This is a genomic window from Parasphingorhabdus sp. W113 (assembly GCF_055693205.1).
This window is the reverse complement of sequence record NZ_CM146328.1, coordinates 354,078-380,852: the sequence shown is the minus strand read 5'-3', so window position 1 is coordinate 380,852 and position 26,775 is coordinate 354,078. Positions and strand designations below refer to the sequence as shown.

Genomic DNA, 26,775 nt, shown 5'->3' with positions numbered 1-26,775 from the left:
GCTGATGTGACCAGAAATGATCATCCTTTGCGGCAATGGACCGTGGACGAAATGCACTTGCGTCGATTTGCACCGGTGCCCGATCATTGTGAAATCATCCAGGCGGTACGACTCGTCGATGCCGACCAGAGGCCCGCCGAAGACAGCCGCCTGATCAACCAGAAACCGCCCTTTGACGAATGGAATCTCGCCGCACGCCATGCCGCCGGTCATACCAAATCCGGCATCCATTTTCTTTGGGAACGGCATACCGAAGCGAGCACCATCACGTTGATCTTTCCGCACAACGCACCCGGAAATGTACGCGCACCCTATCTTCAATGGCTGGAACAGTGGGTCGGGTCTGTGGTGCGGGCGACCCGTATTTTTGTCATCCCGAATGACAAGCAGATTGACAACATGTTGGCAAGCCTGGCCATGGCGGAACAAGAAATTGTCTGCTGCGACATCAATGCCGATCTGCGTATCTGGTCGGACTTTGGCATTCATAGCGATGGCTATGGGCGGCTACTGGTCACAGCAGGGTCCGTCAATGACAGCGAACGAGGGCGCATCATTCAGCGCGTTCAAGAGCTCGGAAACTACCGGAACCTGGCCCTTTTGGGTTTTCCCACGGTGCAGAAATATGGCCCTGAAGTGGATGAGCTGGAAAAGAACCTGTCTGATCATGCCGAACAGGTCGCCCGTGCCACAGAAGAGGATGATGACACGGAATTGCTCCAACAGCTCGCCAAGATCTCGGCAAAGCTGGAGCTTATTCGGTCGGCGTCTGGCTTTCGCCTGAGCGCTACGACCGCTTATGCCGAAGTGGCGCTCGATCGCCTGCGGTCCCTGAACATCAAACCGGTTGCCAATTTCCAGAGCCTGACCGACTTTACCGAACGCCGCCTGATTCCGGCATCGCGGACCTGCTCGGTTTTCCAGGACCGCCTGGCGCGCATTGCCGAACGGATTGCGCGGGTCATGCACACGCTTGATGTACGCATCGACACGCGGATCAAAGCCCAGAATTTAAGTCTGACGCAGTCGATGGAACGATCGACCTTGCTGCAATTGCGGTTGCAGACACTGGTTGAAGGTTTGTCAATAATTGCCGCCGCCTATTATCTGGTGGGCCTGATCGGCTATGTCATCAAAGGCGCTGCGGCGTTTCCCGATGGCGCGCAATCCGATCTCGCAATCGGGGCAATCACAATCCCCATCATTCTATTGATCTGGGCCATGGTCCATCGTCTGCGGAAAAAGTACTCAAAGAGGCGGACACAAAAATCAATGCCCCGCCAAATGATTGATTCCCGCCCGGAATTCTGCCCTTTTCTTCGCACCGAAACTAGGCTAAGGTGCTAGAATATTGACTATTTTGTCAATAACACTCGATAGGAGAGATTATGGTCAAGATGAAAGCATTGGCGGGGGTCGTTGCCTTGTCCGCTTTGGCCGCAGCCTGTTCCGGCGGCGGTTCTGAATCCAGCGAACCGGCTGAAACCGCAGCTGAAGCCGAAGCACCAGCCGCCGAAGAGCCGGCTGCTGAAGAGGCCGCCGCGACCGAAGAACCCGCTGCTGAAGAAACGGCTGATGCTGGCGATGATGCTGGCGCCGCGGGCGACGGAATGGCGACCAAAGATGGCGTCACTTTTGCCAGCCTGACCGGTGATGCGGCAGCAGGCAAGCGCGTCTTTGCGCAATGCCGCACCTGTCATGTCACTGATGAAGGCGTCAATCGCACGGGTCCATCGCTCCACAATATCGTGGGACGCGAAGCCGGAACGGTTGATGGGTTTAACTATTCCCCAGCCAATGCCAATAGCGGCCTGACCTGGACCGAAGAGCAGCTCTATGTCTATCTGGAAGATCCTCAGCGGATCGTACCGAAGACCAAGATGATCTTTGCCGGCCTGCCCGATGCGCAGAAACGCGCCGACGTGATCGCCTATCTGAAAGATCCCAGCTGATCCGTTCGCATTGACGATTATCAAACAAAAAGGGCCGGGATATATCCCCGGCCCTTTTTGTTTTGCTGTTGGCAAATGGTGCTAGGCGGCAACGTCCCGTCGCGCCAGTTCACATTGCGACCAGATTTCACTGAGCGCCGATAACAGGCGATCTATATCGTCGTCACTGTGAACCGGCGACGGTGTGATCCGCAGCCGTTCGGTGCCACGCGGGACGGTGGGATAGTTGATCGGCTGTACGTAAATGCCATGATTGTCCATCAGCCAGTCGCTGATAAATTTGCACTTGTGGGGATCGCCAACCATCACCGGAATGATATGGCTCGGGTTCGGCAGATGCGGAATTCCAAGACGATCAAGGGCGCCGCGCACTTTCTCGACGCGCTCCTTCTGCGTGTCCCGCTCCCAGTTGCTTTGCTTGAGATGCTGGATGCTGGCGCAGGCACCGGCGGCAACCGCCGGCGGCAACGCGGTCGTGAAGATAAAGCCGCTCGCGAAGGTCCGGACATAATCGCAAAGGTCTTTTGAGGCAGCAATATACCCGCCCATGACGCCAAAGGCTTTGCCCAGCGTTCCTTCAATCACGGTGATCCGATCCATCAGGCCCTCGCGTTCGGCAACCCCGCCGCCGCGCGGCCCATAGAGTCCGACGGCATGGACCTCATCAATATAGCTCATCGCGCCGTGTTTTTCGCAAACATCCAGGATTTCCGCGATCGGGGCGATGTCGCCATCCATCGAATAGACACTCTCGAACGCGACCAGCTTGGGGCGATCCGGGTCCAGCATAGCCAATTTGCGATCAAGATCTTCCGGCGAATTATGTTCAAAGATCATCCGCTCCGCCTTGCTGTGGCGAATACCCTCAATCATCGAGGCGTGATTGAGTGCATCGGACAGCACGACACAATCGGGAATGCGCGCGGCGAGGGTCCCGAGCGCTGCCCAGTTGGAAACATAGCCGGAGGTGAACAGCAGGGCATCTTCCTTGCCGTGCAAGTCGGCCAGTTCTTTTTCGAGCAAAACATGATGATGATTGGTGCCCGAGATATTGCGGGTCCCGCCGGCACCGGCGCCGCATTCATCGATCACGCGATGCATTGCTTCGGTGACTTTGGGATGTTGCCCCATGCCGAGATAGTCATTGGAGCACCAGACGGTCACGTCACTCACCACATCCTCGACATAGCGTTTCGCATGGGGAAAGGACCCTGCCTTGCGTTCGATTTCGGCGAACACCCGGTAGCGCCCTTCTTCTCTCACAGCTTCCAGTTCGCTGCCGAAAAATGCCTCATAGTCCATGCCCATACTCCCTCTTCACATTCTTATTCGTGTAACGCGTTAAAACGATTCTAAATTTTTGTTCGCCTGCTCCGACTTTCCAGTGCCCATTGCCACAAGGCGGAGTCCCGGAACGGAACTGCAAGAAAAATATGCTCCAGCGCCGCGAGCAAGCAGAGACAGCACAGCAGCGCCGCCTGTACCGCGGCTGGCGCATCGACAGCGCCATAGGCACTCAGCGCGAAATAGCCGGCGAGCGCTAGAATCATGCCGATTGTCAGGGGCAATAGCGGCCGCAGATGCTTCGGTCCAAAATAGCTTTTGAGATAGTCGAGATGCCGCGGCAGCAATTCATCGCTCATATTCGGCACACCGCGATAGATATTCAGTTTCGATGACAAGCGGAAGATCAGCAGCAGCGCGAACGTCAATGCACCGGTCGGATTGGCGGTCACAGCGGCCAGCGACAAGAGCAGGCCCGCTGTCATCGCCAGGGCAATTTCATGATGAATAAGCGCCATGGTCGCCAGCGAGAAACGCTGCCATCCGGCTGCTCCCGGCGGGCAAGGGTCGCGATGGGAGCCGGCGACAGCTCCGGTCAGGAAACTGATTTCGTGCCAACTCCAGATCAGCAGACCGCCGACAAAGGACACATAGATCGACCAGACCGCAGTGGCGTTGCTGGTCCAGACCAGCAGGGACAAGCCGCCTAGGCCGCAGATACTGGCAATGATCAACGCCCGCCCAAAGGATTGCCGCAGGCGATGATTCAGCGCCGCCACAAGGCCCGTACTGACAAACCACAGGGCAATGACCACCAGAAACGGCAGTCCAAGGTCGGGCAGACCTACCATGCGGGTGCCAGCCGAATGGTGCTGGGCAAGGCATTGACCTTGGGTTTCATGAAATACATGCGAAGAAAGGCGATACCGGCCTTGGAGACATGCTTGGCCTGACTCAATTTGCCGATCACACCTCCGCGGGCCTTGGCGTCTTCGATAGCAACCGAAGCCAGACGCAGATCCTCCATCGCCTTGCGGAAGCGCGGGCTATCGGTATCAATCTCAACCGGGAAAACCTGTTTGCTGATCTCGGTACAGATCGCAAAAACGTCATAGCCATAATCGGCCGGATGCACACCCAGTGCCTTGTGGAAAACCGGCCGATTGTGATCGCGCACATACATGGTGGCATAGACCGAAAGCAGGAAGAAACGGATCCACAGCTTGTTCATGCCGGTCAACAGCTTGGGGTCGGCCCGGAGCAGGAGCGCGAAGGCTTCGCCATGGCGAAACTCGTCATTGCACCATTCCTCGAACCAGTCGAAAATCGGATGGAACTTATTCTCCGGATTGCGCGCGAGATGCCGGAAAATCGTGATATAGCGGGCATAGCCGATTTTCTCGGACAGATAGACCGCATAGAAAATGAATTTCGGTTTGAAATAGGTGTATTTCTTGGTCTTGGTGAGAAAGCTGAGATCCACCCCGATACCCGATCCCTTCAGCGTTTCATTGATGAAACCGGCATGGCGGCTTTCATCCCGCGCGAGCAGTTTGAACAGCCGTTTCATATCCGGGTTTTTCGTCCGCTTTGCGATTTCCGCATATAAGATACAGCCGGAAAATTCGGACGTCAGCGAACTCGCCAGAAAGTCGATAAACTCCTTTTTGAGGTCCGGCTCGAGTCCTTCGATAATGCCATCAAACGCATCGGTTTTCTTGAAATGCTTTTTGTTGGGATCGCCTTCCATTTCGGTCATCAGACCTTCCCACTCGCCGCGTACCGACGAGACGTCGATCTTGTCCATCGCATCGAAGTCCGTGGTGTAGAAACGCGGTGCGAGAACCGTGTCCTGGGTTGCAATCGCCATTGTATCCGGCGTGTCCGGCGTAGCGGTTGCGGATGGTTGTATTTTGGTTTGAGCGTTCATCAAAGCCTCCCGGGGGTGAAACTGACTTCATAAAGTTCAGCCATTTCAAAATGGCCGGCGAATTTGGTCCAGGCCCGCCGCAGCAAGCCGGCGCGCTGAACGGTGACGTTGCGATCGAAAACGACCTTCTCGCCGAATGAGACGGTGACGGGATCGCCGTGCACCTGCACACGATCGCCGGGGAAGATCGGGATATTACCATCCAGTTCGACATGTGCGTGAAAATGCTCGGGGCTTTGCTCGATTTCGATCCGGCAACCGGTTTCAAATTTCCGGGATGACAGCAGAGTGGTCATGCGCCTGGCTCCTTCAACATTTCGGCAAAGACCCTGGAATGGTCAGGCCCAAATCCATGTATTTCGGCTTCGCCGCCCGTTTCCGGGTCGTTCAGTGACAAGGCGCCATCTTCCCAGAGGATCAGCGTGAACGGCACTTCAGCGCCGGCACCCTTGGCCAATCTGGCTTTGGCCATCCGGCGCATGGTCGCGCGGACGAAACCGCCTTCGCCATAGCCAATCACCTTCACCGTGGCGCCGGTTACCGCATCGGTTATGACAACCGCGCCATCGGCCCGATCCCTGAAATAGAGCTGCCGCTCCTGCGCAGGGGCCACCTGGGCCGCGCTGCGGTTCAATTCGGGATTGGCGGATTGCGGAATCAGACCCCAGGAAACAGCGCCGGTCAGCGCCATCACAAACAACAGCAACGCCGCCGCTCCGATCAGAGCGCCGCGCGGAACCGTGGGATCATGATCATGGGCGTGGCTCATGCTGGCAGACCTTTCAGCGGGATATCACGGGATTGATCCGTGGATGATGTGGCGGGCGCTACCGCCTGCACATCCTTGGTCGCCGCAAACAGGGCTTGCGCCACCTGGGTGGCCTCGGGAATCGCGCGCAGCATCGGTTGCGGTCGCGCGAAGCGGAGCGAGCGGGCGTGCGGCCAGAGCATCAGATAGCCCAGCCGCGGCATGCCTTTGAGACGCAGCACAATATTGCCATGCCCATGGCCAAGCGCCTTCAGATTGGCGGATTCGATCTGGCTGAGCGGGATATTGATGCACTTGTTGAGCGCGACGCCGATGCGCAGCACGATCCGCTTGTTGGTCAGCGTATAAACCGTGGTGCGGTCGACACCCCAGGCGAACAGCGTGAACAAGGCCGCCACGATCGTGCCCAGTCCGAGCATCGCGACACCGGTGCCCCAGTCGCCCTGAAACAAGGCAATCGCAGCGATTGTCAGAAAATAGATGGCGGTCAAACGGATGTGCAAAGCCGATATCGCCATGGCTTTCCAATCGGGCGCGCCTTGCCAGATAATATGCTCATCCTCGGGCAGCGCTTCCGGCAATCCGCGGATCGGTTCATGATCATATTCGCTCATATCAGCGGCTCCTGCCGTTCGCGATTGGCATAGAGATAGCCGCCACCGAAATAGGCAACGACGCGTTCTTCCTCGTAAAAGGTGATTTCACCATCCTTCGCCGGGACCGGTGCGGCCGCAAAATCGGCAGCATTCAAGGCATCGATGACAACCGTGTTTTTCTTGCCCTTCACTTTCGACATCGCCATCGGCGCCAAGACCTTTTTGGCGCCAGTATCAATCTCGAGATAGCGGAGCTGATGTTCCGCCCGGTCAACCCAGAGATCGGACACAGTACCCGCCACTTCCCCATCGGCACCGACCACGGTCATGCCGCGCGGATCGGGATCCTTGCGGTGCACGGCGATATGTTCAGCCAAGCCAATAGGAACAATCCGGTTGCGCCCTTCGGCGTCGAGATCGGGATGACGGGACCGCTCTGCCCAGGCTGCCGGGCCAAGGCCATCTTCGAGGGGATTGCCGGTCGGATAATAAGGCGCACCGGGAGACCGGAATGTCCGCGCGCCGGCAACATCGACCTTTTCCCGTCCCTGGGTTGGCGTTGAAACCGTACCCCGGCCGAATGGCATCAGGAATGTTTTCGGTGTTGCGGTGAGCAGCGGACCGCCGGACGTATCGACACGGCCGGTTGTTTCATCCTCCAGCGGATAGCCTTCGCGGCGATCTTCGCGGCGGAGATAAAATACCAGTGCCAGGAAAAACAGCACGAACGCGAGAAACACCATCTCGGTCACATCAAATGTGCCTATCAGTTTTACATCATCCATCTTACATTCTCCCTTTCGGTTCGTGTCTTCACTATCATGTCGGAAATTCGGTCAGGCCGAATTGCTTGGCTGGCGCAGCGGTCCGCTTCAGGCCGATGACCGGTCCCAAAACGACCAGTGTCACTAACAACAAAATAATTTCGAGGCTGTAGACGACGCCGTATCCCGTCGCCCGATAGGCCAGCGTCGCGCCCATGGTTTCCGCCAGTGCAAGACCGCTCATGCCGTCGCGGATCAACCCGCCCAGAGCGATGCCCAGTCCGGCGCAACTGGCCTGCACCGCCCCCCAGGCGCCCAGCGCCAAGCCAGCCGAATCCTTTTGCGCCAGACCCATCGCGGCGATCATCGTACCAACCGAGAAAAGCCCCGTGCCAAAACCGATAATCGTCGCACCGACAAACAGCAGAATGACGGAGTCAAGCGGCGCCGCAAACAGCGTCATCAAGAAAGCAGCCACCCCGATCACGCCGCCATAGCCGGCCAGCCGGAGCGGATCGGATCCCGCCGACAATTGCTGGCCGCAAAATGCAAAGGCGAGCAGCGCGCCGAACGCCCAGACGCCGGTCAGAGCGGTGGTTGAACCTACGGACAGGCCGAGAACCTCTCCGCCATAAGGTTCGAGCAACGCATCCTGCATCGCAAAAGCCATGGCACCGAGACCGATCGCGATCAGCAGCCGTTTGGCATTGGGTTGCGAGGCAAAGGACGCCCAGATTTCGGAGAAAGGCAGCCTTGGCGTGTCAGACATGGTGATTGCGCGGTTGCGGGCTTCCTGCTTCCACAGCGCAACAATGTTCAGCACCATCGTCAGCGCGGCTGCGCCCTGGATAACCTGGATCAATTTGGTTGCAGTAAAACCCGCCAGCAGATTGCCGATTGTGAACGAGGCAACCATCATGCCCACCAGCAGCATCACGTAAAGCAGCGCCACAACCCTTGGTCGCTTGTCTTCCGATGCGATGTCAGTGGCGAGTGCCAGGCCCGCGGTCTGGGTGACATGCATGCCGGCGCCGGTCAGCAGAAACGCCAGACAGGCGGCGGTGACACCGGCGACAAACGTATCGGGTCGGGTCATCAGGACCAGAGCGAATGGCATGATCGCCAGCCCGCCGAACTGGCCCAGCGTACCGAACCAGATATAAGGCACCCGGCGCCAGCCCAGCACCGACCGGTGGGTGTCCGAGCGATAGCCGATCAGCGCCCGGAACGGCGCAATCATCAGCGGCAGCGCTATCATCAGCGCCACGATCCAGGTCGGGATTTGCAGTTCCACAATCATCACCCGGTTTAGCGTGCCATTGAGCAATACCGCCGCGATGCCGACACTGATTTGAAACAGGGAAAGCCGCAGGAGACGGGATAAAGGAAGATCTGCGCTGGCCGCATCCGCGAACGGCAGAAAGCGTGTACCCACGCTCTGCCAGAAAGTCACAGATGATGGCCGCTGGGTCATTGGCGACTGACCCCCATGGCCTGTGACTTGTAGAAGCCGCTGGATATGCGCTGGGTGAAATCGATCTTCCAGCCGGGCAAGGCCTCGTCCAGCTCTGTACGCAAGTGATTCTCTGCCACCGGTTTGATCGCCGGTGACCGGTCATTGCGCGGGAACAACTTGCCGACCCTGTGCATGGTCCGCAGCAGCGCCGTGCTGGGCGCGAAGGTAAAGGCAATTTCATTGGCGCGATCCGCCCAGGCGTGCAGCACGGCAACCACGTCGTCGGCATCATAGTGGATCAGCGAATCCATCGCGACGATATGATCGAAAATCCCGAGATCACGGTGGCGCATGTCGCCCACGCGCCAATCGATCGACAATCCCGTAGGCGCGCGTTTCTGGGCGACATCAATCAAACCCTGCGAGACATCAATGGCGATCACATCGGCACCCCGTTCGGCGGCGGCAATGGCCAGCGCCCCGGTTCCGCAACCGGCATCCAGCAACCGCATGCCATGCATGTCCGAAGGCAGGGAGGATAGCAGCACATCACGCATCGCATCACGCCCTGCCCGTACCGTGGCCCGAATGCCGCTGACCGGCGCGTCGGATGTCAGGTCTTCCCAGGCCTTCCGCGCGGTCTTGTCAAAATAGGTTTCCAGCCGGCTGCGGCTTTGCTGATAGGTTGTGGAGGTCAGGCTATGTTCCATCATTCAAACCCCAGAAATTCGAAAATATCGCGATCCTTCATTGGTTTCGCTTCCAGCGGATCCACGCCGTCCCACAGTTTTTTCGCGAGATTCAGATATTCCTGCCGAGCCTCTTCGACTTCCGGGCTGTCTTCCATCTCGAACAGGGTGCATTTTTTCAGGCGCGACCGACGAATGGCATCAAGATCAGCAAAATGCGCGAGCCGCCGCATGCCGATACTGTCGCTGAACCGGTCAATTTCATCGGTCTCCGCCGACCGGTTGGCAACGACTCCGGCGAGACGGACATTATAATTTTTCGACTTGGCGTTAATCGCCGCAACAATCCGGTTCATCGCGAAAATGCTGTCGAAATCATTGGCCGCGACGACAATCGCATTGTCGGCATGTTGCAGCGGCGCAGCAAAGCCGCCACAGACCACATCGCCGAGCACGTCAAAAATCACCACGTCGGTATCTTCGAGCAGATGATGCTGCTTGAGCAGTTTGACGGTTTGACCCACCACATAGCCTCCGCAGCCCGTGCCGGCCGGCGGGCCACCCGCCTCAACACACATCACCCCGTTATAGCCTTCAAACATATAGTCCTCGGCGCGGAGTTCCTCGCTGTGGAAATCGACGGTTTCGAGAATATCGATCACCGTCGGCACCATTTTCTTGGTGAGGGTGAAGGTCGAATCATGCTTCGGATCACAACCGATTTGCAGGACCCGGTGGCCGAGCTTGGAAAAGGCCGCCGACAGGTTGGACGAGGTGGTCGATTTGCCGATCCCCCCTTGCCATAAACCGCAAAGACTTTTGCGCCCTTGATTTCATCCGTAGGGTCCAGAGCAACTTGTACGCTGCCTTCACCGTCGGGTGGGCTTTCGCCATCCAGTAACGTCATGATATTGCGCTCCTCATTCTGCTGCGACCAAGCCTTCGAGCCGGTCTTCCAAGTCGTCGCTGGCAGCCTGCAAGGCCGCCAGGGTTTCTGCATCCGGTACCCACAAGTCGCGATCGCAGGCTTCGAGCAGGCGATCGGCCACGCGAGCCGAAGATTTGGGATTTAGTTCCGCCAGCCGCGCCCGCATCTCGTCATCGAGCACGAAGGTTTCGCTGATTTTCTGGTAGACCCAGGGAGATACGGTACCGGTGGTTGCCGACCAGCCCATTGTGTTGGTGACATGGGTTTCGATATGCCGGACACCTTCAAAACCGTGCTTCAGCATGCCTTCATACCATTTCGGGTTGAGCATCCGGGTCCGGGTCTCGAGATCAATTTGTTCGCCCAGCGTCCGCACCTTGGTGTCGCCCTGGGTGGCATCGACCACATAGACCGGACTGGCCGACCCGCGAGCCTTTTCGACCGCCTTGCTCATGCCGCCAAGCCCATCGACATAGTGATCGATATCGGTCACGCCGAGCTCGACCGATTCCAGATTCTGGTAAGTCAGTTCAACCCCGGCCAGTTCGCTTTCGAGCAGTGCGCGCTGCTGACAGGGAACACCGTTGCGACCATAGGCATAGCCCTTGTGCTGCTCGAACATGTTGGCGAGCTCGTCGGGATCGGCCCAGGTCCCGCCATCGATCATCATGTTGACATTGGCACCATAGGCACCCTGTGCATTGGAAAAAACCCGCAGGCTTGCGGTTTCCAGATCGCAGCCATGCTGTTGCTGATGCGCGAGACTATGCTTGCGGACAAAATTCTGCGCAATCGGCTCGTCTGCCGCGCTGGCCAGCCAGGTGGCTTCGGCAATCATCCGGGTTTGCAGCGGCAGCAGGTCGCGGAAAATACCGGAAAGGGTAACCACCACATCAATCCGGGGCCGTCCCAATTCTTCCAGCGAGAGCAATTCGGCACCGGCGAGACGGCCATAGTCGTCAAAGCGCGGCCGGGCGCCGATCAGCGCCATCGCCTGGGCGATTTGCGCGCCTTCGCTTTTCAGATTGTCGGTGCCCCAAAGCACCATCGCGATACTTTCCGGCAGTTTGCCGCCGTCGGCTTCATGCCGGTGGATCAACTGACCGGCCTGTTCAGCGCCCTGTTTGCAGGCAAATGCGCTTGGTATACGAAACGGATCAAAACCGTGGAGATTGCGGCCGGTTGGCAAGACATCCGGATTATGCAGCAGATCGCCGCCTGGTGCCGGTGCGACAAACGCGCCGTCCAAGGCCTGCATCAGCGATCCAAGCTCGTCATTGGCATCGAGCTTCGCTTCAATATCCGTCCGTTCGATCGCCGGGCTGGCCTCGACCATCGCATCGACGAGACCGTCGCGCTCGTCTTCCGCCAGCGCGGCACCAAAGACGTGCAGTCCGTGGGGAATCAGTTCACGCTCGAGCTCGTACAGACGGCCGGACAGGCTATCCATATCCCCGGCTTCAATATCGAGATCCGCGCATTGATCCCGGATCATCTCTTCGAGATCCCGGCTCTGTGCATCGCTCTTGTCAGTCGTCCGGAAGCGCTCGAGCAGCGCCTTGAGGTCGGAAAAGCCCTTGTACAGGCCCGCTTCCGCGAGCGGGGGTGTCAGATAGCTGATCAAGGTGGCGCCGGAGCGGCGCTTCGCGATAATACCCTCGGAGGGATTGTTGGCCGCATAGAGATAGAAATTCGGCAGATCACCGATCAACCGTTCGGGCCAGCAATCGCCGCTCATCCCTGCCTGTTTGCCGGGCATGAACTCCAACGCGCCATGGGTGCCAAAATGCAGCGCGGCATGCGCCCCGAAATCCTCGCGGATATAGCGGTAAAAGGCTGAAAATGCGTGGGTAGGCGTAAAGCCGCCTTCAAACAGCAGGCGCATCGGATCGCCTTCATATCCGAAGGCCGGCTGGACGCCGACAAAAATATTGCCGAAATGCGCGCCGAGAACATGGATCGCCTGACCGTCGCTTTGCTGCCGACCGGGTGCCGGACCCCATTGGGCCTCGATGGCCTTCAGATGGGGCTCGCGGCGAACATGATCGTCGGCACTGATTCGCGCGGCGACATTGGCATCGGCCCCATAGCGTTCGGCATTGCCCTGTAGCAGGGCGGCTTTCAAATCATCGACCGATGCCGGAACCTCGACGGCGTAACCTTCGCTGTGCAGACGTTGCAGCGTTGCGTGCAGCGATTCAAACACCGCAAGATGGGCAGCGCTGCCCGTTGCACCGGCGTTGGGCGGGAAATTGAACAGGACAATGGCAAGCTTGCGCTGCGCCTTTTTGGCCTGTCGCAGGGCAATCATTTCTGACACTTTGCGAGCCAGCGTCGCCGCCCGCTCCGGGCAGCTTTGCATGGCGCGAACGGCATCATTGGTGCCAAATTTGCAGTTTCTGCTGCAGCCGGTACATCCTTCCGGCGCGCCATCGGAGCGGCCGCCAAAGACGCTGGGCGCAATCGCGCCATCCAGTTCGGGAATAGCCAGCATCATCGTTGTTTCGAGCGGCAACAGGCCCATCCGGCCCTGGCCCCATTGTTCAAGCGACTGAAACTCGATCGGATGGGCGGCAACATAAGGCACATCCAGATCAGACAGGATTTCAACCGCGGCATCGACATCATTATAAGCCGGCCCGCCGACCAGCGAGAAACCGGTCAGGTTGATCACCGCATCGACGGTTGCCTTGCCATTCTCGGTAAAATATTGCGCGATCGCCGGCCGGGAATCGAGACCATTGGCAAAGGCTGGGATGACCTGCAATCCCGCTGCTTCCAGCGCTGCGATCATGCCATCATAATGACCGGTATCGCGGCCAAGCAAATAAGAGCGGAGCATCAGCACGCCAACGGTGCCGGTCGCTTTTTTGACTTTTGGCAATTTGCTCGCGTCTTCCGACAAGCGATCCGCCATATCGGGATGGTAGACCCCCACTTCCGGATATTCGCGCGGTGGTTCGGCCGCCATCTGGCCCTGCAGGGCTTCCCGTTCGCCACTGGCATAGCGATCGATCAGCGCCCGCACCATGTCGACAACATTGTCATCGGATCCGGCGAGCCAATATTGCAGAGTCAGAAAATATTGCCGTACGTCCTGCGCCGCGCCGGGCACAAACCGCAAAATCTTGGGCAGCCGGCGGAGCATGCGCATCTGGCCGGCACCAGAACTGCCTCCAGCTTTTTCGAGCCGCGCAATTTCTTGAGCAGAGCCAGCGGCCCCTTGGCGGGCTTGTCCATGCTGTAATTGCCCAGCCGGGTCAGTTTGACGATATCGGCGGTCGACATGATGCCGACCATCGCATCACAATCCTCGCGGCGGGCCAGCAGGCTGGGATGAATGGCGCGCACATGATCCTCGAGGAACAACATGGTCGCGATAATGATATCGCCCTGGGCAATATCCGCCTTTGCACGCTCCAGCACCGACGGATCGCGATCCCAATCCGAAGCGGCATAGAAGCCAATGCTGACATTGTCCGCAGCCAATTGGGCATTGGCGCGCGCGACCGCACCAGCAAGGTGATTGTCGAGTGTGACAATGACCACGCGGACAGAGGGGCGAGCGCTACCTGGCATAATGGGCCTTTGCTTCATAAAGCGTCGCCAGTTCGATCGTGCTGACTCCGTGGTCCGCTGCGAATGTCTCGGTGTTGCGACGCGCCTTGCCGCGCACGAAAAAAGGTATTTTCTTCAATTCACGCTCAGCATCGGCGCTCCACACGGCTTCGGTGTCATTGGCCGGATCGGCACCGCCTTCCATCCCGATTGCAGCGGTTGCCGCACCATGACCGGGGCCGAGATGCGATGGCCCTGCCCCATCGTGAAATTCAAAGTCATCGCGGAACATCGTCAGCAAATGTTCTTCCAGGCCCATGACCAGCGGATGGACCCACTCGTCAAACAGCACATTGGCGCCTTCAAAGCCCATATGCGGCGAATAGCGCGCGGGGAAATCCTGGACATGCACGGGGGAGGAAATTACCGCGCAGCCGACGCCCAACCGCTTCGCGATATGGCGTTCCATCTGTGTGCCGAGAACCAGTTCCACCTGCGCCTCGGCAATCGCCTTTTCAACCTCGAGATGATCGTCGGTGATCAACGGTTCGACATCGTAGAGTTTCGCAGCGGCCCGGACGTCCCTGGCATATTCACGATTGTAACAGCCCAAGCCGACAACCTTGAAGCCAAGTTCTTCACTGGCGACGCGGGCGGCTGCAACCGCGTGGGTGCCATCGCCAAAGATAAAGACCCGCTTGCCGGTCAGATAATTGGAATCAACCGAGCGACTCCACCAGGACATCCGGGACAGGCCCTCGCGCAGCATCGGCTCCGGATCGATACCGGTCAATCCCGCCAGTTCACGAACGAAATCCTGGGTGGCGCCCACCCCGATCGGAACCGTGCGCACAACCGGTTGGCCAAATTCCCGCTTCAGATAGTCGGCCGCGAGATCGCCGGTTTCGGGATAAAGCACGATGTTGAAATCGGCTTCGCCCAGGCCGGCAATATCCGCCGCGTTGGCCCCGAGCGGTGCCACAACATGACAGTCAATGCCCATCGCATCAAGCAGTCGTGTCACCTCGATAATATCATCCCGGTGGCGGAACCCGAGGGCAGTTGGTCCCAACAGATTGGCCTTGGGCCGCCGGTCGTTCATCGGAGTCGGCCGCCGCGTCTTGTCAGACAGCTTGCGGACAATCTGGTAAAAAGTCTCGGCCGCGCCCCAATGTTCCTTGCGCTGATAACTCGGCAGTTCCAGCGGAATGACCGGGATCGGCAAACCCATATTCTCGATCAGGCCAGCCGGATCATCCTGAATTAGCTCGGCGGTACAGGATGCGCCAACCAGCATTGCATCCGGTGCGAAACGCTCCACCGTATCGCGTGCCGCCGCCTGGAACAGTTCCGACGTGTCCTTGCCCAGATCGCGGGCCTGGAAGGTCGTGTAGGTCACCGGTGGGCGCTTACCGCGCCGCTCGATCATCGTGAACAGCAGATCAGCATAAGTGTCGCCCTGGGGAGAATGCAACAGATAGTGAATGCCTTCCATCGCCGTGGCCACACGCATAGCACCAACATGGGGCGGGCCTTCATATGTCCAAACGGAAAGCTGCATATCTATACCCTCAGCACGTCGCGCCGCCGCAGCGGGCGGGCAAATAGTTCAGCCAGGTCACCCGCCTGGTCGAACCCGTGAATGGGAGAGAAAACCAGTTCGATGGCCCATTTGGTCGACAGGCCTTCGGATTCCAGCGGATTGGCCAGACCTAGACCGCAAACCGTCAGATCAGGGCGACTATCGCGGACCCGGTCCAGTTGCTTGTCGACATCCTGACCCTCACTGATCTGCACCCCGGCCGGCAGGGCCGCCAACTCGCGCGCCAAATGGGTGCGATGCAGATAAGGCGTACCAACTTCGACCAGAGTCATCCCCATTTCGTCTGCGAGAAAGCGCGCAAGCGGGACTTCCAGCTGCGAATCCGGCATGAAGAAAATCGATTTTCCCGCCAGTTTCTCGCGCTGATGATCGAGGGCCTTGACCGCTCGTTGCTGATAGGGCTGCAGCGTCTGCGCGAAATGCGCCATATCCACACCATAGGCTTCGGCCGCTGCGCGCAACCAGTCGGTTGTGCCATTGACCCCAAATGGAAACAACGCATCAATCCGCTGCGCGCCACGTTCCTTGAGCCGTTGCGCCGTGTCGCCGAGAAACGGCTGAGCGAGCAGGAACCGGGTATTCGGTCCGACGCCAGGCAGATCAGCCACGGCGCGCTCGGGCAGACTGGCCACATTGGCAATGCCCAGATCCGCAAACAACCGCATAAACTGGTCTTCGACAATATCCGGCAAAGAACCAACGACGATCAAATTGGATGGTGCGTCAGCGGGAAGCGTCGGCATCTCCGGCACCAGCGCCGCGAGGCAGGCATCTTCACCTTCGGTAAAGGTCGTTTCGATTCCGCTGCCGGAATAGTTGAGAATCCGCACCTGCGGCGCATGCTTGGCACCCAGACGCTGCGCGGCCTTGGCCAGATCCAGTTTAATCACTTCCGACGGGCAGCTGCCAACCAGAAACAGGGATTTGATTTCGGGACGCCGGACCAGCAACTGGTCCACAATCCGGTCAAGCTCGTCATTGGCATCCGCCAGACCCGCCAGATCCCGCTCTTCCATGATCGCGGTGGCAAACCGGGGTTCGGCGAATATCATCACGCCAGCAGCAGATTGCAACAGATGCGCACAGGTCCGCGATCCGACCACGAGGAAAAAGGCATCCTGCATCTTGCGGTGCAGCCAGATAATGCCGGTGAGTCCGCAAAATACTTCGCGCTGTCCGCGCTCTTTCAGAACCGGCGCGCAGTCACCACCCGCAGCGTCGCGCGTCAATGGCGTTATCGGCAGCGTCGCGTTCATTGGGCAGCCACCATCTGACCCTGCATGTCGAGGCGGGCCATGCGCAATTTGCGCAGAAACTGTCCGGCATTGATGACATAAGCGGCATAGGCAGCCAGTGCGACATACATCCTCTCATGGACACTGCCCCAGTCATTGAACAGCATCACAATATAGGCGCTGTGCAAGGCCAGCACCGCCATGCTGAAAACATCTTCCCAGAAAAACGGTTTTGCAAACAGCCATTCATCGAACACGACCTTTTCCCAGATCGAGCCGGTGACCATGATCGCATAAAGCACAAATGTTTTCAGCAGGATGGACCATTCGGCAGCCGCCTCGCCTTGTCCGGTCAGCAAAAATCGTATCACCAGCAGCAGACTGATGCCAAAGATCAGGAACTGCACCGGCGCCAGAATGGCCTGAACCAGAGTCCATTTCGAATCATCGCGGCGCTTTCGCTGAGCGGATGTATATAGTTGAAATGGCGCGTCAGACCGGGCCAGAGCTAGCGGTCTGGTTGGTGTTTCTCCGGATTCAAGATGTCTGTTTCTGGACAGATCACTGGCTCCCCTAAATGGAAACCAGAGACTGTGCCTTTTTCGGGAAAGTGTCAAGTTTTTTAGACGTCTAAAATAATTGACACTAGGCGGATTGTTTTCTGTTTAAATATACTATACTCTCCGAGTCTCATGAAGCAGAAAACTGCTCATGCGGCCGACGTCATTCTACGCCGACCAGACTTCGAGGAGAGTCTGAATATGGCTGCTGTTTTTGGAATATCCGAGCTCCGGTCGAAATTGGACGACTGGCGCTCAAACCGCAAAAATCCGGTAAACGAACGGCAAGATATTGCCGACCCATCGCTCGAACAATATGCCATGCTCGATGGCAAGAACACGGCACATGACCTGTCGATTTTGCTCGAAAATCTGGTGATACCCAAGCTGATCGCTGATCAGCACGATCCTCATAACCGGCTGGATCAGAAAGCGTTGGTACCGCATTCCTACGGACCTGCCCATCCTTCGATTACCGAAAAGGAAGTCCAGGAATTCACCCTGCTGAGTGTAGATGGTGATGCCGAATCTCTATTCGAGTTTCTGGAACATTGTCTGGCCAAGGGCAGCACGGTGGAAACCCTCTATGTCGATTTGCTTGCCCCGGCTGCCCGTTTGCTTGGCACATTCTGGGAAGATGAAAAAGCGGATTTCGTCGAAGTCACAATGGGCTTGTGGCGCATTCAGGAAGTGCTGCGGGAATTGACCCAGCGGATCCCGCCTCTGGCGGTGGAAGGCATGGGGCAACGGTCAGCCCTGTTTTCGACCATGCCGGGCGAACAGCATAGTTTTGGAACAATCATGGTCGCCGACTGTTTCGAGCGCGCCGGTTGGGACACCGATATCCTGATGGAACCGAGCCAGTCCGAACTGCTCGGAAAATTCGCCAATTGCCGATATGATCTGATCGGATTGACGATCAGCTGTGATTGCGCTACCCGCCGCATCGCGGACCTGGTGAGCGCTATTCGAGCGGTTTCAAGCAATCCGGGAATCTGTATCATGATGGGGGGCCGAGTGATCAACGAGAATCCAGACCTTATTGACCTGTGCGGCGCCGATCTCACCGCCAAGGATGCGCCCAGCGCAGTGGAGCTAGCCAATAATCTGGTACCACTGAATACGGATGTGTTCGAGCAGCTGACTTAGGACGGAACGGTCCGATGAATCTGGAATCAACTGGCAATCACAAAATCCCGTTCAACGATCCAGACACCATGTTTGAGGGATTTTCCAAAGCAGATATTATCGAACTGGCTTATTGTTCGGGCGATTTCATGCTGGCCATCGACGAGCATCAGGTTGTTCGCGATATTGCTGTAAATGTCAGTGATCATGGGCTTGCCAACCAGTGGATCGGCAAAAAATGGACCGACACGGTCACCATCGAAAGCCGCCCCAAAATCGAGAAACTGCTCAATGACGACGTAACCTCGGACAGCGTCTGGCGACAGGTCAATCACCCCTATGACGCCGAAGATGTTCCGGTTTCCTATAAAGTCATCAAACCCGAAAAAGGCCCCTGGATGTTTGCCATTGGCCGTGATCTGCGATCGATTGCCGCTTTGCAGCAACGCTTGCTCAAGACGCAACAATCGATGGAGCGCGACTATTTGAATCTGCGCCAGACCGAGACACGGTATCGGGTGCTGTTTGACAATATTTCCTATCCGGTGCTGATCATCAATGCCGAAACCAACGAAATCCAGCAAGCCAATCGCGCCAGCCACACGTTGATGAACGCTGCCGCAGGCGCCCTCGAAAATCGGAACCTGCTCGACCTGGTTGAACCCAAATTTCGCGACGCGATCATTGCCTATATTGGAGCGGTGTCAGTCAATGGAGCAAAAGATCCGGTCAGCGTTCAGCTCCTCGGCCGGGATGGTTTCGTCAAGATGTCGGCGTCCGCCTTTCGTCAGTCCGGCAACCAATATTGGTTGATCAACATCGAAGATGGTTTGCACGAGGTTCCGAACCGGCGGTCCGATCAATATGTTCTCGATGCGGTCGAAAAAATGCCGGACGCGTTTGTGCTGACCGAAGAAAACCAGCAAATTGTCATCGCCAACCGCGCCTTTGCAGAACTGGTTCAGGCTGGATCGGTTGAGCAACTGATCGGTGTTTCACTGAACCAGTTTGTCGGTCGCCCCGATGTTGATCTCAACCTGCTCAAGAAGCAGTTGAAGGATCACCAGAACGTCCGCAATTTCAGTTCGGTCGTCAACGATCTCAATGGCGGGGAAGAACCGGTCGAGATCTCGGCGATCATGATCGAACGCGATCAGCCGCTATTCGGTTATTCGGTTCGCAGTATCGGACGGCGTGAACGCGACCTGCCGCAATCGGACCGGGACCTTCCGCGCTCGGTCGATCAGCTGACCGAACTGGTCGGGCGCAAACCGCTCAAGGAAATTGTCCGCGAAAGTACCGATCTGATTGAGCGGATGTGTATCGAAGCGGCGCTCATCCACACCTCCGACAATCGCGCATCCGCTGCCGAGATTCTTGGCCTCAGCCGGCAGAGCCTCTACTCCAAATTGCACCGCCACGGCCTCGGCAACTTGTCCGGAAAAGACTAGCTTTCCGGCAGCCAAAATCGGCCGAAAAACTGGACAGATTAAATGTCCAAATAATTTGACACTCTCTATGATGTGGCATAGCCTTTGGACATGGCAGACTCGGCCCTTTCCAAAACGCCCTGGCGCGCTCCGGCGCTTTCGGATGTCGTTGAACTAACCAAGCCGGTCACCTGGTTCCCGCCGATGTGGGCGTTCATGTGCGGCGTCGTGTCGTCCGGCGCTTCACTCACGCAAAACTGGGTATTTCTGGTGGGCGGCATATTGCTGACCGGTCCGATTGTCTGTGGCACAAGCCAGGTGATCAACGACTGGTGTGACCGCCATGTCGATGCAATTAATGAACCCGACCGCCCGATCCCTTCCGGCCGCATTCCGGGCCGCTGGGGGATTTGGATCGCGCTGGTCGGCACGGCCTTGTCTCTGGTGGTTGGCGGATTGCTGGGTCCATGGGTCTTTGTGGCGACTTGCGTTGCCCTGTTTTTCGGCTGGGCCTATAGCGCACCACCGCTGCGCCTGAAGCGCAGTGGCTGGCTGGGGCCCGCGGCCTGTGCCTTGAGCTATGAAGGCTTGTCCTGGTTTACCGGTGCCAGCGTGATGGTCAGCGCATTGCCCGCCACCAATATTATCATCATTCTGGTGCTCTACAGTATTGGCGCCCATGGCATCATGACGCTGAATGATTTCAAGGCGGTCGAGGGCGACCGTACGATGGGCTTGCGATCCTTGCCAGTGACCCTGGGAGTCAAGCCGGCTGCGCTCTATGCCTGTGCCATCATGGCGCTGGCGCAGGTGGCGGTTATCGCATTGCTCGCGCTGCAAAGCTTCCATCTGTCGGCGATGATTGTCGGCTTGTTCCTGTTGATCCAGCTGGGCTTGATGGTCCGCCTGGTCCGGAACCCACGGAAATATGCGCCCTGGTATAACGCCACCGGCATTTCACTTTATGTCTTTGGCATGCTGGCGGCTGCGCTGGGATTGGGAGGATATATCTGATGGCAAGCTTGCCCCAGAATCGGGATCACACGGTATCGCGACCGAAAAGCGAAGGGCTCGGCTGGATTGGTATTTTCCGGCTCGGCACGGTGCAAGCGGCGATCGGGGCCATTGTCATGCTCGCAACGTCCTTGCTCAACCGGGTTATGGTGGTGGAATATTCCACCGCTGCTGCGATCCCTGCCGCACTGGTGGCCTGGCACTATGCCGTTCAGTTGAGCCGGCCGCTATGGGGCCATAAATCAGACCAGGCCGCCCACCGAACACCATGGATTGTGGTCGGCCTCAGCATGCTGGCACTGGGCGCGATCCTTGCGGTTGATGCCACGATCATGATGGCCAACCCGAGCCTGTTCGCCATTTCGCTAGCCATTCTTGCCTTCACCATGATCGGTTTTGGCGTTGGTATATCCGGCACCGCCCTGCTCGCCTTGCTCGCTTCGCGGGTAGCCACCGAGCGCAAGCCCGCAGCCGCTGCGATCAGCTGGACGATGATGATCGCCGGTATTGTTGTGGCCGCGGGCATCTCGGGCGAATTTCTCGATCCGTTCAACGCCACACGCCTGGCCATCGTCTGCAGTCTGGTCGCCCTTATTGCCTTTTGTGTCGCGATGGTCGCACTGCGTGGACTGGAGGCCAATTCACAGGTTGTTCGTCGTCCGAATGCACGTTTGCAAACACCGGATCTGAAGCAGGCACTGCACGAAATCTGGCAGGAAAAAGAGGCGCGGCGGTTCACCTTTTTCGTCTTCATCTCGATGCTGGCCTACAGCATGCAGGATCTGATCATGGAACCCTTTGCCGGATTCATTTTCAACATGACGCCGGGAGAATCCACCCAGCTTGCCGGCATACAACATAGCGGAATACTTCTCGGGATGCTGATCTCGGGTGTCGGCGGCAGCCTTTATGCCAAACGCTTTGGCCAGAATCTCAAATTGTGGATCGTCCTAGGCTGCGTCGGATCAGCGGTGATGCTCGCCGGCCTCTCCTTTGCAGCCACGGCAGGCATGTCCTGGCCGCTGACCGCCAATGTGTTCGGCCTCGGCGTCGCCAATGGAATCTTTGCCGTTGCCGCGGTCGGCGCGATGCTCGGCCTGGCGAGCAAGGGACGCGCATCGGGCGAAGGCGCGCGCATGGGCGTCTGGGGCGCATCGCAGGCCATTGCCTTCGGCATGGGCGGCCTGACCGGGGCCATCATCGTCGATCAGCTGCGAGCGCTGACCGGAGAAGATATGACCGCTTTCCAGATTGTCTTCGGAATTGAAGCCCTGATGTTCCTGTTTGCGGCGGTGGTCGCCACCGGGACGACACTGGTTCGTGCCAAACACCCCCAAGCCGAACCCACTAACTGAGGATAGAAACGATGAACCAGCCAGCCGAGTTTGATGTTATTGTCGTTGGTGGTGGCCCTTCCGGCGCCACTGCCGCTCATGATCTCGCCGTCCAGGGACACAAGGTCATGTTGCTCGACAAGGCCGGCCGGATCAAACCCTGCGGGGGCGCGGTTCCGCCCCGGCTGATGAAGGATTTCGATATCCCGCAATCGCTGCTGGTTGCCCACGCCCACAGCGCGCGGATCATTGCGCCATCGAACAAGACCGTGACCATGCCGGTGGGTGACGGCTATGTCGGGATGGTCGATCGGGATCAGTTTGACGAGTGGTTGCGCAATCGGGCCGCCAGCGCCGGGGCCGTTCGGGCGACCGGGCGCTGCGAGACGGTCACGCAGAATGAGGGCGACATCGCAACCGTTTCCTATCGCTCCAGCCGCAACGCCGCGCTGCAGTCGGTCACCGCACGCGCCGTCATCGGCGCCGATGGCGCGCGCTCCAAAGTCGCGGAACAATCGATCAAGAACGCATCGAAAGTCCCTTGCGTCTTCGCCTATCACGAAGTGGTCAAGGTGCCGGAAAACTGCACCGATGATTATGAGGAAGACCGCTGCGACGTCTATTATCAGGGCCATTTGTCGCCGGATTTCTACGCCTGGGTCTTTCCCCATGGCAAGACCGCCAGCATCGGGCTGGGCAGCGCCAACAAAGGCTTTCCCCTGCGCGAAACCACGCGGCAGATGCGCGAGCAAACCGGCCTTTCCAAATGGGAAACCATTCGCAAGGAAGGCGCGCCGATTCCGCTCAAGCCTCTGAAACGCTGGGACAATGGCAGAAATGTTCTGGTCACGGGCGACGCGGCTGGCGTGGTCGCCCCGTCTTCCGGCGAAGGCATTTATTATGCGATGACCGCCGGTCGGCTGGGGGCCAATGCGGTGCATGAATTTCTCGAAACCGGCGATGCCAAGGCGCTGCGCGGCGCCCGTAAAGCCTTTATGAAAGCGCATGGCAAAGTTTTCTGGATTCTCGGGATGATGCAATATTTCTGGTACCAGAATGACAAACGCCGGGAGCGTTTCGTCAAAATGTGCGATGATCCCGATGTCCAGCGCTTGACTTGGGAAGCCTATATGAACAAAGAATTGGTGAAGCGTGACCCCATGGCGCATGTGAAAATATTCTTCAAGGATTTGGGGCATTTGGTTGGATTGAAAGCTGTAGAGAGATGAACCGAGCCGCCCTTTTTCCGATCGTGATTGCTGGCGGCCTCGCATTCATGGTCGCGATCATGGGCGGAACCATCACCGTATTGGACGAGTGGTATTACGGCCTCCAGCAACCCCAATGGGCACCGCCCGGCTATTTGTTCGGGGTTATCTGGACGACGATCTTTGCGCTTATTGCCCTGGCCGGGTTCCTGGCCTGGCAGAAAGCACCGACGCGACGCCATGCCGAATTGTTGCTGGGCATGTTCGCATTGAACGGCTTTCTCAACCTGTTATGGAGCTTCCTGTTTTTCAGAATGCAGCGGCCGGATTGGGCGATGATCGAGCTGGTCGCCTTGTGGATTTCGATCGCCGTTCTGATTGCCTTTTGCAGCCGTTTTTCAAAAGGCGCGGCGCTGCTGCTGGTGCCCTACTTGATCTGGGTCTCGATCGCCGGCGCGCTTAACTATCAAGTGATGCAGCTCAACGGTCCCTTTGGCTAGGCACCGGTCATGACCGAATTTTTCGCCAGCGGCCGAGCGGTGGACGTGGTGCTCGCGGTGCTGGTTGTCGAAGCCTTTTGGCTCCGCATCCGTGGTCATCCCTGGCGGACCATATTGCCCGCGCTGGTTCCTGCGATTTTGATGATGATCGCCTTGCGGGCGGCGCTGACCGGTCTGCCCTGGTATCTGGTTTCGATTCCCTTGACCCTCGCTTTTCCCGTGCATCTCTATGACCTTCATCGCCGCAAGATGCTGGGTCGCCACAATCGGGACCAGCGCTAAGGCAATCCGGTGCTGGCCGCCCGGTCAGCACTGCCACACAATAAAAACCCGGCCTGTCGAGACCGGGTTTTCTTGTTATCCCGGGGAATGGGAATAACCGTTTGGAGATGCAGTCCGTTTAATATTCCGGCGCATAATGGTGCTCAATCGCCCACAAATACCAGTTATCGACCACCGTTCCGGTCAGCAATATGCCGATGCCGCCGGTAATGCCGACAAGCACGGCAAACCACCAGGCCCAGCGATGGATCGATTCCATCGTTGCGTTAAAGCCCATGGTCCATCTCCAGAACAGCGCAGCGCGCTCGGAAGCGGTCCCGCGATCGGTAATCTGCTCCAGTTCACGTTCGCCACCATAGCGGCCAACTGCCAGGATCGTGGCGCCGTGCATCGCAAAGAGCAAAGCCGATCCGTAGAGGAACACAATCGAAAGCGCGTGGAATGGGTTATAGAAGAGATTCCCGTACATCAGCGAAAAATTATTGGTCCATTCGAGGTGCGAGAATATGCCAAAGGGTACGGCTTCGGACCAGCTGCCCATGAAGAAGGGGCGGATGAAGCCCAGCACCAGATAGAGCCAGATCGCGCTCATAAACGCCCAGGCAACATGGGTTCCCATGCCGAGCGCGCGCGCGCGGCGATATGTTCGGACCCACCATAGCAGGATGGACAGGGTCAGGAAAAAGCCGGCCAATATCCACCAGCCGCCTTCGTTAAGCGGGACGAAGGGCGAAAAGCCATATTCGGGTCCCGGCGGATCAAGGGTCAGCCAGAAAAACTGGCGGAGAAACTCGGAAGGGTTCCAGTTGACCGACGCCAGCATGTTGAAGCCGATAATCTCGATCGCAAAAAAACCGAACAGCAACGAAGCGATGCCGAGCCAGCCGAGATAGATCGGACCAATCTGGGCTTGCCCGAATTTCCCCATCCAATAGCTGAAAGCCGTTTCTTTCGTCCGGTCTGCCTGTTCATTGGGCGGCAGAGCCACTCCCATTTCCGGGGAATGCTGCAACTGCACTTGCGTGAATATATTCTGATACCGTGCCATTTGCTATTTCTCCCCTCAGTTCCAGATCGGCATGTTGCGCCACCATTCCCACCATTCCGGCCAACCTTCGGTCCAGAGTGGGCCAGCGATGAAAATACAAACAGCGCTCCAGAAGCCGGCGTTGAGCGCCAGGAACAAACCAACCCGGTGGATACCGATGGTACCAACCGAATAGCCGATAAAGTCCCGGAAAAACGTGTCTTCATATTCCGGCGTCTTGACTTCCTCGCCCTTTTTCGGATTGACCGCCGACAGGATCAGGGCCCCGTGCAGCGCAAGCGCCAGAGTCGTCGTGAAGAAGAATGATACGGCGATCATATGCGCCGGATTGTAATGGAAGTTCACATATTGATAGCCAACGTTGGATACCCAATCGAGATGGCTGAAAATTCCGTATGGGAAGCCATGCCCCCATGCGCCCAAGAAAAAGGGCCGGATGATAACCAGCGTGACATAGGCAAATATCGCAAAACCAAAGGCGATCGGGACATGATAGCCCATGCCGAGTTTGCGGCAAATCTCTACTTCCCGCAAGGCCCAGGTGACGAAGGCGCCCGTCGCGCACATCGTGATGATTTGCCAGAATCCGCCCTCCTTGAGCGGTGCCAGACTGAGTCCGTAGCTAATGTCTGGTGGATTTATGGAAATGAGCCAGGGGTTCCAGGTTGGCCCGATCGCTGCTGCATAAAATATCAGCGCGGTCCCCAAAATCGTGAATATTGCACATAAAACGCCGAAAAACCCGACATAGAACGGGCCGATCCAGAAATCGAAAAGATCCCCGCCGATCAACGTCCCGCCGCGGACACGATATTTTCTTTCAAAGCTTAACAGCGACATTGCAATATCCTCTGTACATGATTCGTAGGCACCGCAAAGCGGTACGCACTCAAAGCATCTTCAAAATCTCATCCCCGATGAGAGGCACGATGCTCTCGCATCGTGACCTCTATGGGGCTTGGGTTCAGGTCAATCGTTCAGACTGTTCCAGCGAAGCCGTTGCAGCCGGTCCGGCGCCAGGGCCTTCAATCCAGTTGAAACGATCAGTGCTGAGCAGAATGAAATGGATCAAGAGCGCCAGAACGAACAGGAAGATTGCAAGCGCAACCAGGGTCCTGCGTGGGTCAAATATTAACCAAAGTCTCCACATGATACTGTCTCCCTAAACCAGGAACGCGGTGATGGTTGCTTGCGCGACCTCGACACCGTCATTCAACATTGCATAGCCATTGACTCCTGGGAACCAGGGCCGCCACATCCACACCAGCACATGCGCAATGATTGCGATGATGGTGAATCCGATGAAGCTGCTCACAAATATTTTGTGAAACTCCTTGGCCTCCTCAGGGGTCAGATAGGCCCCCGGACCGAAGCGGTCGTCATTTGTATCGCTCATATTTCCTTCTCCAGTTTAGCCCCAAGCAAGTCGCCAGAGGCGCCTCCCACGGGTATTGCCTTGACGACACCCATTGCCGTTAAGGTTGCGGACATCAGGCCAGGGCCTGAC

Annotated in this window: 25 protein-coding genes and 2 pseudogenes; 9 read left to right on the top strand and 18 right to left on the bottom strand. The window is 57.7% G+C overall.

The features are described 5' to 3' along the window. The first annotated feature begins 6 nt into the window (after positions 1 to 6). Entirely contained in the window at positions 7 to 1,347 is a 1,341-nt protein-coding gene (locus ACZ1GS_RS01730; RefSeq protein WP_472696774.1) for a DUF3422 family protein, read from the top strand. A gap of 41 nt (positions 1,348 to 1,388) precedes the next feature. After that, positions 1,389 to 1,952, top strand: coding sequence for a c-type cytochrome (locus tag ACZ1GS_RS01725; protein WP_472696773.1), 564 nt, complete (start codon positions 1,389 to 1,391; stop codon positions 1,950 to 1,952). An 81-nt stretch (positions 1,953 to 2,033) separates the two neighbouring features. Here the strand turns inward: ACZ1GS_RS01725 and hemA are convergent, their stop codons facing one another. The 14 genes and pseudogenes from hemA to bchF form a co-directional block, all read right to left on the bottom strand. Next, on the bottom strand, positions 2,034 to 3,254 hold the full coding sequence (hemA, locus tag ACZ1GS_RS01720; RefSeq protein ID WP_472696772.1) for a 5-aminolevulinate synthase: 1,221 nt from the start codon (positions 3,252 to 3,254) through the stop codon (positions 2,034 to 2,036). A 50-nt stretch (positions 3,255 to 3,304) separates the two neighbouring features. Continuing rightward, positions 3,305 to 4,087: a putative photosynthetic complex assembly protein PuhE gene (gene puhE, locus ACZ1GS_RS01715; RefSeq protein ID WP_472696771.1), complete on the bottom strand. Its 783-nt coding sequence runs from the start codon at positions 4,085 to 4,087 to the stop codon at positions 3,305 to 3,307. After that, positions 4,081 to 5,166, bottom strand: coding sequence for a magnesium-protoporphyrin IX monomethyl ester (oxidative) cyclase (acsF, locus tag ACZ1GS_RS01710; RefSeq protein WP_472696770.1), 1,086 nt, complete (start codon positions 5,164 to 5,166; stop codon positions 4,081 to 4,083). The genes puhE and acsF overlap by 7 nt, the downstream gene beginning before the upstream one ends. Then, positions 5,166 to 5,462, bottom strand: coding sequence for a hypothetical protein (locus tag ACZ1GS_RS01705; RefSeq protein WP_472696769.1), 297 nt, complete (start codon positions 5,460 to 5,462; stop codon positions 5,166 to 5,168). The genes acsF and ACZ1GS_RS01705 overlap by 1 nt, the downstream gene beginning before the upstream one ends. Continuing rightward, complete coding sequence (puhC, locus tag ACZ1GS_RS01700) at positions 5,459 to 5,935, bottom strand: photosynthetic complex assembly protein PuhC (RefSeq protein ID WP_472696768.1); 477 nt, start codon at positions 5,933 to 5,935, stop codon at positions 5,459 to 5,461. The genes ACZ1GS_RS01705 and puhC overlap by 4 nt, the downstream gene beginning before the upstream one ends. Further along, the gene (gene puhB, locus ACZ1GS_RS01695) at positions 5,932 to 6,549 is read right to left on the bottom strand and encodes a photosynthetic complex putative assembly protein PuhB (RefSeq protein WP_472696767.1); all 618 of its coding nucleotides are present in this window, start codon (positions 6,547 to 6,549) and stop codon (positions 5,932 to 5,934) included. The genes puhC and puhB overlap by 4 nt, the downstream gene beginning before the upstream one ends. Further along, positions 6,546 to 7,316, bottom strand: a complete 771-nt coding sequence (gene puhA / locus ACZ1GS_RS01690) for a photosynthetic reaction center subunit H (RefSeq protein ID WP_472696766.1) — start codon at positions 7,314 to 7,316, stop codon at positions 6,546 to 6,548. Before puhA ends, puhB begins: the two co-directional genes overlap by 4 nt. 34 nt (positions 7,317 to 7,350) lie before the next feature. Further along, entirely contained in the window at positions 7,351 to 8,748 is a 1,398-nt protein-coding gene (locus tag ACZ1GS_RS01685; protein ID WP_472696765.1) for a BCD family MFS transporter, read from the bottom strand. A 17-nt stretch (positions 8,749 to 8,765) separates the two neighbouring features. Continuing rightward, positions 8,766 to 9,464: a magnesium protoporphyrin IX methyltransferase gene (gene bchM, locus ACZ1GS_RS01680; protein ID WP_472696764.1), complete on the bottom strand. Its 699-nt coding sequence runs from the start codon at positions 9,462 to 9,464 to the stop codon at positions 8,766 to 8,768. Continuing rightward, positions 9,461 to 10,347 (bottom strand): annotated as a pseudogene (bchL, locus tag ACZ1GS_RS01675) (ferredoxin:protochlorophyllide reductase (ATP-dependent) iron-sulfur ATP-binding protein). Before bchL ends, bchM begins: the two are co-directional and overlap by 4 nt. Positions 10,348 to 10,360: 13 nt before the next feature. Continuing rightward, a pseudogene (locus tag ACZ1GS_RS01670) lies at positions 10,361 to 13,947 on the bottom strand (magnesium chelatase subunit H). Then, entirely contained in the window at positions 13,937 to 15,487 is a 1,551-nt protein-coding gene (gene bchB / locus ACZ1GS_RS01665) for a ferredoxin:protochlorophyllide reductase (ATP-dependent) subunit B (protein WP_472696763.1), read from the bottom strand. The pseudogene ACZ1GS_RS01670 and the gene bchB overlap by 11 nt, the downstream one beginning before the upstream one ends. 2 nt (positions 15,488 to 15,489) lie before the next feature. Beyond that, positions 15,490 to 16,785 (bottom strand): ferredoxin:protochlorophyllide reductase (ATP-dependent) subunit N, encoded by a 1,296-nt coding sequence (locus ACZ1GS_RS01660; RefSeq protein ID WP_472696762.1) that lies wholly within the window; start codon positions 16,783 to 16,785, stop codon positions 15,490 to 15,492. Continuing rightward, positions 16,782 to 17,381 (bottom strand): 2-vinyl bacteriochlorophyllide hydratase, encoded by a 600-nt coding sequence (bchF, locus tag ACZ1GS_RS01655; protein ID WP_472696761.1) that lies wholly within the window; start codon positions 17,379 to 17,381, stop codon positions 16,782 to 16,784. Before bchF ends, ACZ1GS_RS01660 begins: the two co-directional genes overlap by 4 nt. A gap of 144 nt (positions 17,382 to 17,525) precedes the next feature. Between bchF and ACZ1GS_RS01650 the strand changes: the two genes are divergently transcribed. The 7 genes from ACZ1GS_RS01650 (at position 17,526) to ACZ1GS_RS01620 (ending at position 24,220) form a co-directional block, all read left to right on the top strand. Continuing rightward, positions 17,526 to 18,473 (top strand): cobalamin B12-binding domain-containing protein, encoded by a 948-nt coding sequence (locus ACZ1GS_RS01650; protein ID WP_472696760.1) that lies wholly within the window; start codon positions 17,526 to 17,528, stop codon positions 18,471 to 18,473. Between the two features lie 14 nt (positions 18,474 to 18,487). After that, positions 18,488 to 19,903 carry a transcriptional regulator PpsR gene (gene ppsR, locus ACZ1GS_RS01645; RefSeq protein WP_472696759.1) on the top strand — a complete coding sequence of 472 codons (1,416 nt, stop codon included), beginning with the start codon at positions 18,488 to 18,490 and terminating at the stop codon, positions 19,901 to 19,903. Positions 19,904 to 19,993: 90 nt separating this feature from the next. Then, positions 19,994 to 20,896 carry a chlorophyll synthase ChlG gene (gene chlG, locus ACZ1GS_RS01640; protein WP_472696758.1) on the top strand — a complete coding sequence of 301 codons (903 nt, stop codon included), beginning with the start codon at positions 19,994 to 19,996 and terminating at the stop codon, positions 20,894 to 20,896. Further along, positions 20,896 to 22,251 (top strand): BCD family MFS transporter, encoded by a 1,356-nt coding sequence (locus ACZ1GS_RS01635; RefSeq protein ID WP_472696757.1) that lies wholly within the window; start codon positions 20,896 to 20,898, stop codon positions 22,249 to 22,251. Before chlG ends, ACZ1GS_RS01635 begins: the two co-directional genes overlap by 1 nt. An 11-nt stretch (positions 22,252 to 22,262) precedes the next feature. Then, positions 22,263 to 23,459: a geranylgeranyl diphosphate reductase gene (locus ACZ1GS_RS01630; RefSeq protein ID WP_472696756.1), complete on the top strand. Its 1,197-nt coding sequence runs from the start codon at positions 22,263 to 22,265 to the stop codon at positions 23,457 to 23,459. Further along, positions 23,456 to 23,938 carry a TspO/MBR family protein gene (locus ACZ1GS_RS01625; protein ID WP_472696755.1) on the top strand — a complete coding sequence of 161 codons (483 nt, stop codon included), beginning with the start codon at positions 23,456 to 23,458 and terminating at the stop codon, positions 23,936 to 23,938. The genes ACZ1GS_RS01630 and ACZ1GS_RS01625 overlap by 4 nt, the downstream gene beginning before the upstream one ends. Positions 23,939 to 23,947: 9 nt before the next feature. Beyond that, the gene (locus tag ACZ1GS_RS01620) at positions 23,948 to 24,220 is read left to right on the top strand and encodes a hypothetical protein (RefSeq protein ID WP_472696754.1); all 273 of its coding nucleotides are present in this window, start codon (positions 23,948 to 23,950) and stop codon (positions 24,218 to 24,220) included. Positions 24,221 to 24,338: 118 nt separating this feature from the next. Here the strand turns inward: ACZ1GS_RS01620 and pufM are convergent, their stop codons facing one another. From pufM to pufB, 4 genes are all read right to left on the bottom strand, one after another. Next, entirely contained in the window at positions 24,339 to 25,268 is a 930-nt protein-coding gene (gene pufM / locus ACZ1GS_RS01615) for a photosynthetic reaction center subunit M (protein WP_472696753.1), read from the bottom strand. Positions 25,269 to 25,283: 15 nt separating this feature from the next. Then, on the bottom strand, positions 25,284 to 26,108 hold the full coding sequence (gene pufL / locus ACZ1GS_RS01610) for a photosynthetic reaction center subunit L (protein ID WP_472696752.1): 825 nt from the start codon (positions 26,106 to 26,108) through the stop codon (positions 25,284 to 25,286). Between the two features lie 124 nt (positions 26,109 to 26,232). After that, positions 26,233 to 26,418, bottom strand: a complete 186-nt coding sequence (gene pufA, locus ACZ1GS_RS01605; protein ID WP_207989776.1) for a light-harvesting antenna LH1, alpha subunit — start codon at positions 26,416 to 26,418, stop codon at positions 26,233 to 26,235. A 12-nt stretch (positions 26,419 to 26,430) separates the two neighbouring features. After that, positions 26,431 to 26,664, bottom strand: a complete 234-nt coding sequence (gene pufB, locus ACZ1GS_RS01600) for a light-harvesting antenna LH1, beta subunit (RefSeq protein ID WP_472696751.1) — start codon at positions 26,662 to 26,664, stop codon at positions 26,431 to 26,433. Positions 26,665 to 26,775: the final 111 nt, after the last annotated feature.